Origin of the sequence: Nostoc sp. (assembly GCF_036917415.1) — a bacterium.
GTDB lineage: Bacteria > Cyanobacteriota > Cyanobacteriia > Cyanobacteriales > Nostocaceae > Nostoc.
The window spans coordinates 47,860-60,667 of record NZ_JBALDJ010000105.1; the positions used below are offsets into that span (position 1 = coordinate 47,860).

Sequence of the window (12,808 nt, forward strand, 5' to 3'; positions counted from 1 at the left end):
GTCCAGAAAATCTCAAGCAGGTAATCCGGCAAATAACAAGGTAAAATTTAGCCATAATTGCAGCAACAGTGCTGTTATCCTAAATCTAAAACTCAAAATTTAAAATTGATATGATGGAATGGATTACGCCGATAGTATTTATTCTAGCTGGCTTACTGGCTGGAGTAATTGGTGAGAAAGTTATCTTCAAAAAACTGGAAACATTCGTTACTAATAAACGAATTGCCGGGAGTAGAATTATATTTCACTCTTTACACCGGATGACTTTTCTTTGGTTTGTCATTGGCGGTTTTTTTTGGGCAGTTCTGAGTGCTCCCCTCAAACCCGATATTGCGATCGTACTGCAAAAAATTCTGACGATCGCATTGCTGTTTTCAGTAACTCTAGTCTTAGCGAGATTGACTGCTGGTTTTGTTAATTTATTTATCCGCAAAGCCGAAGGGGTTCCTACATCACTAATTTCTAACCTTGCTAAGGCTACTGTTTTCGTTTTGGGAACATTAATTGTCTTGCAAACAGTAGGTGTTGAAATTACACCGATAATTACAACTTTAGGTGTTGGTGGTATAGCAGTTGGTTTGGCACTTCAAGACACACTTGCAAATTTATTTTCTGGTTTTTACTTAATTATTTCTAAGCAAGTTAGAACCGGAGACTATGTGAAATTAGATGCTGGGCATGAGGGATATGTTATAGATATTTCTTGGCGAAATACGACAATTAAAGAAATTTCAAATAATGTCGTCATAGTTCCCAATTCTAAATTGTCTAGTGCAATTTTCACAAACTATCATTTACCTGCAAAGGAAATTACTTTAACAATGGATGTAGGTGTCAGTTATGATAGCGATTTGGAACAAGTTGAAAAAGTGACTGTAGAAGTCGCCAAAGAAGTCATGCAAGAAATTGCACCGGAATTAAAAGAAAGTGAACCATATATCAGATTTCATACTTTTAATGATTTTAGTATAGATTTTACGCTTTATATGCGGGTAAGTGAATACTTCGATCAGCGTATGGGTAAACATCTATTTGTCAAAAAATTACACAAACGCTATCAGCAAGTAGGAATTCAAATTCCTTTTCCGATTAGAGAAGTATATATGCAAGATAATTCCGCTATGGAACAAAATTAGTAGTTGCCATGTTGCTTTCATAACATGGCAATCCGCATCTGTTCTCTAACTTAGATTGCTAATGCTCGTTTTTCTAATGGTAGTTCAAAGCGATCGCCTGGTTTCGGCTCAAGTACCTTCGTCGCAAGATTGTTTTTCTCAAGTAACGAGCGAAATTCCTCAGCAGTTCCTTTAGTTTGAATGAATTTCATCAGGAATCCTTCAAACGCCACATCACCACCAGCCGCAGTAGGTATTATTACTTGAGGCTGTAATGATTTTACTACTTCTAAAGCACTATTTTGTCCTTTAATAATCGATCCAAGCAAAGGTAGCGTCATGTCAATAAACGGCGTAATCACTATATCGATAGGTGCAGCTTGCTGAAGTTCTGGGGAATGATACCCATGAGGCTCGTAGTATACAGTTAAACCACTCTCCAATTCTTTGAGGAGATAACTATTTTCTACCAAAGTGGGGCCAATTGGAGAGCCGGGGAAAGCCTTGATTTCAATTTGATTATTTAAAGTGAAAGTTTCACCATGAGCCAATACTGTTACTTGGGTGTAACCTAACTGTTGCACTACCTTAGCTGCATTGGGAGAAGCTACAACCTTGATGCTGCGATCTAACAGCTTGAGCGTTGGTGGGTGAGTATGGTCTTCTAAACCCTGAGACAGCAGGATCAGATCGATATTATCTGGGATTGGGCGATTTTGCGATCGCGAACCTTTAAACAACCAATCCAAATTGCTGAAAATTAACGAACCAACCAGCCAAGGGTCAATTAGTATCCGCTTTTCACCGATTTCCAGTAACCAAGAGTTGCTGTCGAACCAAGTTAAGAACATAAATTTTGTGAAGATAACATTTACCTTCATTATCAATCGTGTCACCTTTCTTAGTAAGCACTGAGGTCAATGCCTACATTCATCCACTCAAGTCTACACACGGAGATATTTTAATGTCTGATCTTGGTTTTACTCACATTGCACTTGCAATCAGTGATATTGATGCAAGTATCTCATTTTACGCAAAGTATGCCCAGATGACAGTCGTGCATCGTCGCACCGATCAAACGACTCAAGTAGATGTTGCTTGGATTAGTGACCTAACCAGACCTTTTGTGATTGTTTTAATTAAAGTAGCTAAAGTAGAAGGCGCACTGTTACCACAATCCCATCTTGGGGTCGCTTATCAGAATCGTGAGAAAGTTACTCGCCTCTGCAATGAGGCACACACTGAGGGAATACTGCTGGCTGGCCCAAATGACTGGGGCCCTCCAGTTGGTTACTGGGCTTATCTTCGAGACCCAGATGGTCATACACTAGAGATTTCCTTTGGTCAGGAAATTAATTTTACAGTTGAGCAAGCTAAAGACGCAACTAATCGCCTCTCTACAACTTAATTAAATCGTATTACTTGTAACCCTTAGCTAAGACTTTTGAACAAAGCGTCTGACTTCATCCACAGATAAACTAAGAGTGCTGGCAATCTGTTCTACACTCAAGCCTAACTCCAATAATCTAGGTATTGCATCCTGTCGCGCTTGTTCTGCTTGTTGTCGCGCTTGTTCTGTTTCTTTGTGACTTAACAGTTTTCTCCCAGTTTGGGGGTTAAAAAACCGCAATTCTCCATCAATCAATCTGAGGTCTAAACCCAATATTTCACTGTGAAAAGACGAGACACCATCGGGTAAAAAGTTGGATGTAATGGGTTGATATTTGCCCTCAAATAAATAGGAACCCTTTAGTCGTGGGTTGAGGTAATCTCCGGTTGGGTCATACTGAAAATACTCTTGCACACCTAAAAGTGAATATTTCGTGGGTTTATCCTCTTCATCGTTTTCTTGGGTGCTTGCAGAAGTGATTTCTAAAATAAAATTAGGGACTTTACCCCCTTCTTCCCAAACCTTGTAACTGACGCGCTTTTTCTTGTCTACCTCAAATACCACAAAGACATCAGGAGCAACCACAGCACTAGGAATCCCCTTTTTGTAGTAAACAAATAGATTCCCCGATACGTAAACATCATTTCGGTCTTGGAAATAAATGTCTAAGGCTTCTACAGCATAAATTAGATAATCCCGTGCTGGGTCGCTCTCTGCCATTGGTTTACCATCAGAGCTGGGGTAGATAATTTCGGTTTTGAGTTGGTTAGCAAAAAGGGTCATGGTTGCTTCTCTAGGAGACGCTGCGCGAACAACGCTCCAATTCAAAATAGGTTATAGGGCAAAGACTTTAACTCAACTGGGATTAGTTTTAAAATAGCATTTTGTTCAAACTTCATTTTAGGTCAGAGAACATTAGTATATTTGAAGAAAGACTTTATGAATCTTAATAATGACTATAACTACACCGCAGCTTACAACCCAAGACACCTTTGAAAAATTCATTTGGACTTGGCAGGGCTACAAAATTCAGTACACTGTCATGGGTACAGGACGCCCTTTGGTACTGGTTCACGGCTTTGGTGCTTCCATTGGACACTGGCGCAAAAATATCCCAGTCTTAGCTAATGCTGGCTACCAGGTATTTGCCATAGACCTTTTAGGTTTTGGCGGTTCTGATAAAGCCCCCATTGATTACAGTGTAGAAGTTTGGGTGGAACTGCTGAAAGATTTCTGTACAGCACACATACTCGAACCTGCTGTATTTATTGGCAACTCCATCGGCGCACTTTTGAGCTTGATTGTACTGGTAGAACATCCAGAAATTGCTGCTGGTGGTATTTTAATTAACTCTGCGGGTGGTTTGAGCCATCGTCCCCACGAATTGAACCCACCGCTACGGATGGTGATGGCAACTTTTAATCGGTTTGTGCGATCGCCAATTACAGGTAAATTTGTCTATAACCGCATCCGCCAAAAAGCCCAAATTCGCCGCACCCTTTATCAAGTTTACCGAAACCGTGAAGCCGTCACCGATGAATTAGTCGATTTACTTTATACTCCCTCTTGCGACCCAGGAGCGCAACAAGTCTTCGCATCTATTCTCACAGCCCCTCCTGGGCCAAGCCCAGAGGAACTTTTGCCCAAAGTAGAACGTCCTTTATTAGTGATTTGGGGTGCTGACGATCCCTGGACACCAATTACCGGGGCCAAGATTTACGAAAAGGCGCGGGAGAATGGCAAAGATATCAAAATTGTTCCCATTCCCAATGCCGGTCATTGTCCTCACGATGAGATTCCAGATGTTGTCAATGCCCAGATTGTAGATTGGCTAGCGCAAAGGTAATAATTTCGCCTTTCTGCCGATATGTATTAGCCCAAGCAAGGTAAAAATAGGGCTAACAATCTGGGTAAGTGGATCTTAATCTTTGAATTGCGCCTTGACAAAATAAAATTCGTATGGTAGGTGAAATGGAGCTTTATGTGCGTAATGGAGATAAAAGGGTAATTACCTTAAATCACCATCCAGATTTTTCAGAACTTGGCTATCAAGTCATCAGCGAACTAGGACGCAACCGAGAAGGGGGACGGATTACTTATCTAGCTAATATCCTCAACTCTAATCAACAGGTGGTAATTAAAGAGTTTTGTTTTGCTCGTGCAGGTGCTGATTTATCAGGTGTGAAAGCATATCAGCGCGAAATTGAAATTTTGCAACAACTCAATCATTCCTGCATTCCTCGCTATATAGGTTCCTTTGAAATGCCAGACGCTTTTTATCTGGTACAGGAATATAAAAATGCCCCATCCTTGGGATTAAAACGCAGCTTTCATCCTGAAGAAATTAAGCAAATTGCTCTGTCAATTTTAGAAATTCTGGTTTATCTGCAAAAGCAAGTTTCCCCAATTATTCATCGGGATATTAAGCCAGAGAATATTTTGGTTGATGAAGAACTAAATGCTTACTTGGTGGATTTTGGGTTGGCTAGAATACAGGGTGCGAAAGTAGCTCTGAGCAGCTTTATAGCCGGAACCCCAGGTTTTATGCCACCAGAAGAACAGTTTGGTCATTCTCTGACAGAGGCATCAGATTTATATAGTTTAGGAGCAACACTAATTTGCTTACTTACTAATACCCGTTCTGTTGAGATTGGCAAATTAATTGATGATAACTATCGCTTTAATTTCCAGCAATTAGTTCCTCAAATCAGTCCCCGTTTCCGATGGTGGTTGATGAAAATGGTGGAACGTAACCGAAAACGTCGCTATGCTAATGCGGCTATTGCTTTAAAAGCACTTGGGACAATTGAGGTTGTTGGTAGTGCGACTGGGTTAGATAATTTCATCAGTACAATCAAACCTAGAAAACGAGCCACTTTGTTGGGACTAGCGACTGTTGTTACACTAGCTGCGGTTGCAGAAACTTTGATAAGTTATCAACCTGGTAATACAGTTAGGCAATTCTCGGAAGCTAGAGAATGTCAAAGTTTTGATTTAAGCTCAGATTGCCAAGAAAAAATCGGAAATTAAGATTAATTAGGTTGCATCTGGCTAAAGATTACAGCGGTTTTCAATTGAATAGACAACACGTGTAGGGGCACAATATATTGTGCCCCTACAATTATGTATATTCCACGTTTGTGAAAATTGCTGGAATTTGCATGAGTATCAAATACTCGTTAACGGAGTTCAGAGGTGGATTAATCCAGCTTTTAGATATAATCCTCATATCATCCATTTTTATGGACATGATGGAAGAAATCAAGGTTTAGCCTTGGAAAAAATACAGGGCAAATGCAGCTAGTAAGTACAGAGTCACTGGCAAGGTTATTTATTACCAGCCATTAATAGCCCTGTAGCTTTGGGTTTGGATGAAGTCGATGAAGTCTTTAAGCATCCCATAATTGCGGCTGATTTTTTTGGATTACAGGCACAAATGAAGCGTTTAGACTCCGCAGTATGGGGTTAGTTAAGTTTCAAGGCAATGAAGTAGTGCCATTGTGTAAATTGTATCGTCAATATTTTGGACATTGCTTGGGGTTGAAAAATTAAAAAAGTACATTAGGAGTGCAATAAGACTTTTATCTGCAATTACCATTTAACAAAAAGGATTAACAATGGTTCAATTTATTCAAGGAAGAGATATAACCTTAGCCCAACTCATCGATCAATTTGGGCTACAACGTGCAGACAATGAACAGTTTTTTTTAGAGTGGCAGCAAGATTTACCTGAGTTGAGTGACTTAGAAAAGCAATCTCTCAACGAAGTCAAGGCAGAATATTTGCATTTATCCCGCTACCAAATTTTAGAACCTGTAGTCAAAATGGTGGTGCTATCTCCACTATTGCGTCTAGCAGGTTTTTATCAACCGCCTTTTTACATTGCGTCGGAACAAGAGGTAGAAATTTGTTCTGAAGACGAAGGCGCAATTGTTAGAGGACGTATTGATATTTTAGTTTTTAAACCACCATTCTGGGTTCTGGTTGTAAAAGCAAAACGAGCAGATTACTCCTTAGTACCAGCAATTCCACAAGCATTGGCTTATATGTTAACGGATATAAGTCTGGAAAAACCTGTTTTTGGGTTTATCTGCAATGGTAATGAATTTAGATTTATCAAACTGATGAAAGCTGAAACCTCACAATACGCCCTATCTGATTTGTTTGCTTTAGATAGTCGGGATGATATACATACTGTCGTTAAAGTCTTAAAACGGCTAGCTCATTTAATTCGTAATTCGTAATTATTGCGTACCCCAATAGAAAATGTCCTTCCTTTATTCCCTACTTTCCGCTCTCGATTTTTAAGATAGCCCATGACTCAGTACCAGTATCAAGTCGGTGGTAGTCTTCCTCAAAATGCACCAATCTATGTTAGACGGCAAGCTGACCATGACCTCTATGAAGGCTTGACTGGGAATTTTTGTTATGTACTCAACTCCCGGCAGATGGGGAAATCTAGCTTGCGGGTGCAGGTAATGCAGCATTTGCAAACTGAGGGATTTGCTTGTGCTGCTGTTGATATTACAGCTATTGGGACGGCAGATATTACGCCAGAACAGTGGTATGCCGGGGTGATTGATACTCTGGTGGGAAGTTTTGATATTTATAGAACTGTGATAAGTGGGTAGGCGTAGCCCGTCGTAGACATCGCTTGAGAACAAAGAGACAAAATTCAAGTTCTGAACTCGGTGTTTCAAGTTCCGAACACCAATGACCGAGCGAAAAGGTCGAAGTTCCGAGTTCCGAACACGAATGACCGAGCGAAAAGGTCGAAGTTCCGAGTTCTGAACACCAATGACCGAGCAAAAAGGTCGAACTTCCGAGTTCTGAACACCAATGACCGAGCAAAAAGGTCGAAGTTCCGAGTTCTGAACACCAATGACCGAGCAAAAAGGTCGAACTTCCGAGTTCCGAACACGAACGGCCGAGCAAAAAGGTCGAACTTCCGAGTTCCGAACACGAACGGCCGAGCAAAAAGGTCGAACTTCCGAGTTCCGAACACGAATGACCGAGCAAAAAGGTCGAACTTCCGAGTTAAACCTCCGGTTCTACTCCCAGCGCTTTTAACTGAGCGGCCAATCTCTCTGCACGCTGACTTTCTTGCTCTGCACGCTGGCGTTCTTGTTCTGCACGCTGTTGAGCAGCGTTTTTCTCTTGCCGTTCTTTTGCTGTTAACTCCAAACCCCACAGTAATAATTCGCCGTTATCATCCCACCAACGTAACCAATAGCCTGTGCGGTTTTCTCGGCTTCCTTGCCATACGCCTAAAAACAAATTCATTTCGGCAATCCAGTGACGATTATTTGTATCTGCTGTTTGCAGTTCATAATGTCCTAAATCATCTCGCCGATAAACTTCTAACACTCCGCCGTCTGGTTCAAAAATGGCATAGTTTGGCACTTGTAAAATCTGCTCATAATAAAACCATTTACCAGGGGGATAGGTCGGTTTACTCGAATACTCTCCACCTTCGGTATCTGAGAGAAATTCCATCACAATTACCGGAATATCACCTTGGAGTCGTGGTGTATAACTGCGCTTCACTTCTTCTCGTGAGACTCGAATAGATGATACATATCCCCAATCTGGTGCTTTGACCACAAATCGATTATTCAAAGTGGCGCAGATACCGTAGTTAGTGATGGTTAAAGCATGGGTGGGTAATCTACCAGTAAGTTCCAAGCTTTCCGTTAAAGCAGCAGCCAAGAGTGGCTGATTAATGTTATCCACTGGCTCGTCGTCTAAAACAAAATCATCAGGTAACTTTTCCCAGGTAACTTCATGGGTGGCTGCATTGGCTAGCATAATCAGAATATCTCAAGTACAACTTTAATTTCTAATAGCCCGATTAAAAAATTGCACACGGCGTTACTCCTGAGCAAGCGATCGCACTTCTTCCACTGATAATCCCAAAGCTTGGGCAATCTGTTCGATACTCAAATTCATTTGTAATAAGCGGGGTATGGCATCTCTTCTGGCTTGTTCTGCAAGTTCTGCCCGTTGGCGTTCTTGTTCAGCCCGTTGCCGTTCTTGCTCGGCGTTGCGAGAAATTTCTGTGTAAGTTAAAAACCGTTCTCCATCAGGGCGATATAACTGCAAACCTTCTGGTAATAGAGCAAACTGAATTTTTAACCGAGGACTCACCCAATGTTCCATTTGGGGGATGACATCTAAACCGTCTTCGCCACGCAACCAACCGCACAAATTATTTCGATCGGGATCGTAAATGTAGTACTCTTCCACCCCATAACGGTCGTAGAACAGTAATTTCTTGTCCATTTCAGTTTGTGTATTACTGAGAGAAAGAATTTCAAACACCACTTGTGGTGCAACTCCCTGCTCTTTCCATTGTTGGTAGCACAGGCGATCGCCTTTTGGTCTACCCAATACCACCATCACATCTGGGGCGTTAACAATTGTGTTGCGTCCCTCTACGGGATACCAAAACAAATCCCCCGCGACAAATACATTTGGATCGTCAGCAAATAGCCACTCTATATTCTGCTTAATTTCTACAATCCAGTTAAATTGTATGGTATTTTTAGCCACTCGTTGTCCGTCACTATCTGGGTAGATGACCTCTGGCTGGGTCGGCGGTTGGATTTGCGATACCATAGCTTCGCCCTCAGAAGGATATTTAATCGGGATGCTTCCAAATTAGCAGACTCTTAAGGATGTCTGCGCCATGAATCTGGAACGATAACTAACTAAACAGTACGATTGTTCTACTATAAACCGATTAAAGATAGTATTATTAAGGACTGTTTCATAGGAAACTCCTTCTTTGCCGCCCAATATGTCAGACCAACAGCTAGCAGCATCCTTGAATGGACATCTTCCTTACCCCAGCCATAACAGCCAGAATACCATTCGGATTCGGGGTGCTAGGCAGCATAATCTGAAAAATATTGACTTGGAATTGCCACGCGATCGGCTGATTGTGTTCACTGGCGTTTCTGGCTCTGGTAAGTCTTCCCTGGCCTTTGATACAATTTTCGCTGAAGGGCAACGTCGCTATGTGGAATCCCTCAGCGCCTACGCACGGCAATTTTTAGGACAACTGGATAAGCCGGATGTGGAAGCGATTGAAGGCTTAAGTCCAGCAATTTCTATTGACCAAAAGTCAACGTCTCATAACCCCCGTTCTACTGTGGGTACAGTGACAGAGATTTACGACTATCTGCGGTTGTTATTTGGTCGGGCTGGCGAACCCCATTGTCCGATATGCGATCGCTGTATTGCACCCCAGACAATCGATGAGATGTGCGATCGGATTATGGAATTACCAGACCGCACTCGTTTCCAAATTCTGGCACCTGTTGTCCGAGGTAAAAAAGGCACACAGCGTAAGCTTTTGTCAAGTCTGGCTTCCCAAGGTTTTGTCCGCGTGCGTGTTGATGGTGAAGTGCGCGAGCTGTCAGATTCGATTGAATTGGATAAAAATTTTACCCACACCATCGAAGTGGTAATTGACCGCTTGGTGAAAAAGGCTGATATCCAGGAGCGTTTGGTTGATTCCCTCTCTACGTGTCTCAAGCAATCGGGTGGTATTGCGACCATTCTGGTGAGTCTGCTTGGTGACGACGGACAAGAAAAAGAAGAAGAATTAGTATTTTCCGAAAATTTTGCTTGTCCAGAACATGGCGCAGTAATGGAGGAATTGTCACCGCGATTGTTCTCGTTTAACTCACCTTATGGTGCTTGTCCGCATTGTCACGGTATCGGGACTTTAAGAAGATTTTCGCCAGATTTGGTAGTTCCTGACCCAGAAGCGCCAGTTTATGCTGCGATCGCGCCTTGGTCAGAAAAAGATAATTCTTACTATCTGGAATTACTCTATAGCGTCGGACAGATTTATGGGTTTGAGTTACAGACAAATTGGAGCAAGCTGACAGAAGAACAACAGCAAACTATTTTGTATGGAGAGAAAGATGAACGAGCCGCTGAAGCACAGAGGAAGCAGAGTTTTAAAGGTGCGATTCCAATTTTGCAACGGCAATATGAGGGTGGTTCTGAATTAGTTAAGCAAAAATTAGAGCAGTATTTAATCGATCAACCGTGTGAAGTTTGTCATGGAAAACGGTTAAAACCGGAAGCTTTGGCGGTGAAGTTGGGACAATATGGAATTTTAGAATTAACTAGTGTCTCGATTCGGGATTGTCGAGAGAGAATTGAGCAATTCAAGTTGAGCGATCGCCAGTTACAAATTGCTGATTTAGTCCTCCGAGAAATCAAAGCTAGATTGCAATTTTTGTTGGATGTCGGTTTAGATTACCTCACCCTCGATCGTCCCGCCATGACTCTTTCTGGTGGCGAAGCCCAACGAATTCGCCTAGCAACACAGATTGGTTCTGGTTTAACAGGAGTTCTCTATGTTTTAGATGAACCAAGTATTGGTTTGCATCAACGAGATAATGGTAGGTTACTCAAAACTTTAACTAAGTTGCGCGATTTAGGTAATACATTAATTGTCGTCGAACACGATGAAGAAACAATTCGTGCAGCTAACTACATAGTTGATATTGGCCCCGGTGCAGGAATTCACGGCGGAAATATTATTGCTCAAGGTGATTTTCAGGCGTTATTAGCGGCAGAAGATTCTTTGACTGGTGCTTACTTATCAGGAAGACGGGTAATTAACACGCCAGCAGAACGCCGCGAAGGAAACGGGCGTAGTTTAGGAATTAAAAATGCCCATCGCAACAATTTAAGAAATATAGATGTAGAAATTCCACTAGGTAAACTCGTCTCCATCACTGGTGTGTCTGGTTCTGGCAAATCTACCCTGATTAACGAGTTACTGTACCCATCTTTGCAACACCATTTAACTAAGAAAGTTCCCTTACCCAGACATTTGGATAAAATTCAGGGATTAAACGCGATTGATAAAGCGATCGTTATCGATCAATCCCCAATTGGACGCACACCACGTTCTAACCCTGCAACTTACACAGGAATTTTTGATGCCATTCGAGATGTATTTTCCCAAACAGTAGAAGCCAAAGCCAGGGGTTACAAACCCGGACAATTTTCTTTCAACGTTAAAGGTGGCCGTTGCGAAGCTTGTAGCGGACAGGGTGTAAATGTTATTGAAATGAACTTTCTGCCAGATGTTTACGTGCAATGCGAAATTTGTAAAGGTGCAAGATATAACCGCGAAACTTTGCAAGTGAAGTATAAAGATAAGTCTATTTCTGATGTTCTGAGAATGACAGTTGAGGAAAGTTTAGACTTTTTCCAGAATATTCCCAAAGCGATCGCACGTTTGCAAACTTTATTTGATGTTGGGTTGGGTTATGTTCAACTAGGACAACCTGCGACTACCTTATCTGGCGGTGAAGCGCAACGGGTGAAATTGGCAACAGAACTATCTCGACGCGCTACAGGTAAAACACTTTATTTAATCGATGAACCAACCACAGGATTATCTTTTTACGATGTTCATAAATTATTAGATGTGTTGCAACGATTGGTAGATAAAGGCAATTCAATATTAGTAATTGAACACAACTTAGATGTAATTCGTTGTTCTGACTGGGTGATAGATTTAGGGCCAGAAGGTGGCGACAAAGGCGGAGAATTAATTGCTGTGGGTACACCAGAGGCAGTAGCAAAAAATCCCAGGTCTTATACTGGGCAATATTTACAGCAGGTATTAAAACAATATCCGGCGATGAGAAAGTAGAGTTTTTGCTATAGATGTTTATCAAATTGTGGCTTGCCCAAAGAGTCACTCAACTTTCCCAAAGCAAACATACTGATGATTGATGACACGCCAGAAAACCTGAATCTCCTATCTGCCATGCTGACAGAACAGGGATATAAAGTTTGGAGTGTAACTAAAGGTTCTACGGGGTTAAGGGGAGCAAATGTAGTTTCCCTGACCTAATTTTGTAGGATGTGAATACAGCAGATTGCAGGTTTATGAGGTACAATAACAACAGTTTGTAAACCAGTTTTTTAAATGCACGGGATTAATCAAATCGAGTGCAGTAGCAATTAAAATATCAACCATTTTTGCAGTGGTTGGAGAAAAGGATTTCAGAAAATATTTGGCTCTTCCGTACTTGTTATGCTAAACTAATAGTTAAAATGCCAATTTAATAAGCATCTTACTCGGAAGTTATCAAAGTTTCTAAACCCATAAGCCGAGCGCTTAATTAACTTGAGTTTGTTATTAATCCCTTCAACAGAACCACTAGTTGTACCAGGGTTAGCGCGTCTCAAACCCTATTGACAAATGGATTCTATGAGAGAGTTGAGTTAGGGAGAGCCGCCGCCAAAACAGAAACCATATACT

Annotated in this window: 13 protein-coding genes and 2 pseudogenes; 10 read left to right on the top strand and 5 right to left on the bottom strand. The window is 41.6% G+C overall.

The features are described 5' to 3' along the window. Positions 1–110 precede the first annotated feature (110 nt). Complete coding sequence (locus tag V7K41_RS22780) at positions 111–1,136, top strand: mechanosensitive ion channel family protein (RefSeq protein WP_334851874.1); 1,026 nt, start codon at positions 111–113, stop codon at positions 1,134–1,136. A 50-nt stretch (positions 1,137–1,186) separates the two neighbouring features. Here the strand turns inward: V7K41_RS22780 and V7K41_RS22785 are convergent, their stop codons facing one another. Next, on the bottom strand, positions 1,187–1,966 hold the full coding sequence (locus tag V7K41_RS22785) for an MBL fold metallo-hydrolase (protein ID WP_334851876.1): 780 nt from the start codon (positions 1,964–1,966) through the stop codon (positions 1,187–1,189). Between the two features lie 113 nt (positions 1,967–2,079). Between V7K41_RS22785 and V7K41_RS22790 the strand changes: the two genes are divergently transcribed. Then, a complete protein-coding gene (locus V7K41_RS22790) occupies positions 2,080–2,523 on the top strand; it encodes a VOC family protein (RefSeq protein WP_334851877.1) in 444 nt (147 codons plus the stop codon). Between the two features lie 27 nt (positions 2,524–2,550). Here the strand turns inward: V7K41_RS22790 and V7K41_RS22795 are convergent, their stop codons facing one another. Beyond that, a complete protein-coding gene (locus tag V7K41_RS22795) occupies positions 2,551–3,288 on the bottom strand; it encodes a Uma2 family endonuclease (protein ID WP_334851879.1) in 738 nt (245 codons plus the stop codon). Between the two features lie 169 nt (positions 3,289–3,457). On the opposite strand from V7K41_RS22795, the gene V7K41_RS22800 reads away from it, so the two are divergent. From V7K41_RS22800 to V7K41_RS22825, 6 genes and pseudogenes are all read left to right on the top strand, one after another. After that, entirely contained in the window at positions 3,458–4,351 is an 894-nt protein-coding gene (locus tag V7K41_RS22800) for an alpha/beta fold hydrolase (RefSeq protein ID WP_334851881.1), read from the top strand. Between the two features lie 125 nt (positions 4,352–4,476). Beyond that, positions 4,477–5,535 (top strand): serine/threonine protein kinase, encoded by a 1,059-nt coding sequence (locus V7K41_RS22805; protein ID WP_334851894.1) that lies wholly within the window; start codon positions 4,477–4,479, stop codon positions 5,533–5,535. Between the two features lie 337 nt (positions 5,536–5,872). Further along, positions 5,873–5,974, top strand: a complete 102-nt coding sequence (locus V7K41_RS22810; protein ID WP_334851899.1) for a hypothetical protein — start codon at positions 5,873–5,875, stop codon at positions 5,972–5,974. Then, positions 5,965–6,057, top strand: a complete 93-nt coding sequence (locus V7K41_RS22815; protein ID WP_334851883.1) for a hypothetical protein — start codon at positions 5,965–5,967, stop codon at positions 6,055–6,057. The genes V7K41_RS22810 and V7K41_RS22815 overlap by 10 nt, the downstream gene beginning before the upstream one ends. 65 nt (positions 6,058–6,122) lie before the next feature. Then, entirely contained in the window at positions 6,123–6,749 is a 627-nt protein-coding gene (locus V7K41_RS22820) for a restriction endonuclease subunit R (RefSeq protein ID WP_334851885.1), read from the top strand. Positions 6,750–6,821: 72 nt separating this feature from the next. Then, positions 6,822–7,115, top strand: a pseudogene (locus V7K41_RS22825) (AAA-like domain-containing protein); the annotation flags it as partial. Positions 7,116–7,542: 427 nt separating this feature from the next. Here V7K41_RS22825 and V7K41_RS22830 read toward each other — a convergent pair. After that, positions 7,543–8,313: a Uma2 family endonuclease gene (locus V7K41_RS22830; protein WP_334851887.1), complete on the bottom strand. Its 771-nt coding sequence runs from the start codon at positions 8,311–8,313 to the stop codon at positions 7,543–7,545. Positions 8,314–8,376: 63 nt separating this feature from the next. Further along, the gene (locus tag V7K41_RS22835; RefSeq protein ID WP_334851889.1) at positions 8,377–9,123 is read right to left on the bottom strand and encodes a Uma2 family endonuclease; all 747 of its coding nucleotides are present in this window, start codon (positions 9,121–9,123) and stop codon (positions 8,377–8,379) included. Positions 9,124–9,304: 181 nt separating this feature from the next. On the opposite strand from V7K41_RS22835, the gene uvrA reads away from it, so the two are divergent. Together uvrA and V7K41_RS22845 are read left to right on the top strand one after the other, a co-directional pair. After that, the gene (gene uvrA / locus V7K41_RS22840; RefSeq protein ID WP_334851890.1) at positions 9,305–12,193 is read left to right on the top strand and encodes an excinuclease ABC subunit UvrA; all 2,889 of its coding nucleotides are present in this window, start codon (positions 9,305–9,307) and stop codon (positions 12,191–12,193) included. Between the two features lie 75 nt (positions 12,194–12,268). Beyond that, entirely contained in the window at positions 12,269–12,397 is a 129-nt protein-coding gene (locus tag V7K41_RS22845; RefSeq protein WP_442943255.1) for a hypothetical protein, read from the top strand. Between the two features lie 191 nt (positions 12,398–12,588). Here the strand turns inward: V7K41_RS22845 and V7K41_RS22850 are convergent. Then, positions 12,589–12,714: pseudogene (locus tag V7K41_RS22850) on the bottom strand (transposase); the annotation flags it as partial. Positions 12,715–12,808: the final 94 nt, after the last annotated feature.

Coding starts and splice junctions, on each gene's coding strand:
- V7K41_RS22845 (WP_442943255.1), top strand. CDS start 12,269: ATGATTGATGACACGCCAGAAAACCTGAATCTCCTATCTGCCATGCTG.
- V7K41_RS22830 (WP_334851887.1), bottom strand. CDS start 8,313: ATGCTAGCCAATGCAGCCACCCATGAAGTTACCTGGGAAAAGTTACCT.
- V7K41_RS22835 (WP_334851889.1), bottom strand. CDS start 9,123: ATGGTATCGCAAATCCAACCGCCGACCCAGCCAGAGGTCATCTACCCA.
- V7K41_RS22785 (WP_334851876.1), bottom strand. CDS start 1,966: ATGTTCTTAACTTGGTTCGACAGCAACTCTTGGTTACTGGAAATCGGT.
- V7K41_RS22815 (WP_334851883.1), top strand. CDS start 5,965: ATGGGGTTAGTTAAGTTTCAAGGCAATGAAGTAGTGCCATTGTGTAAA.
- uvrA (WP_334851890.1), top strand. CDS start 9,305: ATGTCAGACCAACAGCTAGCAGCATCCTTGAATGGACATCTTCCTTAC.
- V7K41_RS22795 (WP_334851879.1), bottom strand. CDS start 3,288: ATGACCCTTTTTGCTAACCAACTCAAAACCGAAATTATCTACCCCAGC.
- V7K41_RS22805 (WP_334851894.1), top strand. CDS start 4,477: ATGGAGCTTTATGTGCGTAATGGAGATAAAAGGGTAATTACCTTAAAT.
- V7K41_RS22780 (WP_334851874.1), top strand. CDS start 111: ATGATGGAATGGATTACGCCGATAGTATTTATTCTAGCTGGCTTACTG.
- V7K41_RS22800 (WP_334851881.1), top strand. CDS start 3,458: ATGACTATAACTACACCGCAGCTTACAACCCAAGACACCTTTGAAAAA.
- V7K41_RS22820 (WP_334851885.1), top strand. CDS start 6,123: ATGGTTCAATTTATTCAAGGAAGAGATATAACCTTAGCCCAACTCATC.
- V7K41_RS22790 (WP_334851877.1), top strand. CDS start 2,080: ATGTCTGATCTTGGTTTTACTCACATTGCACTTGCAATCAGTGATATT.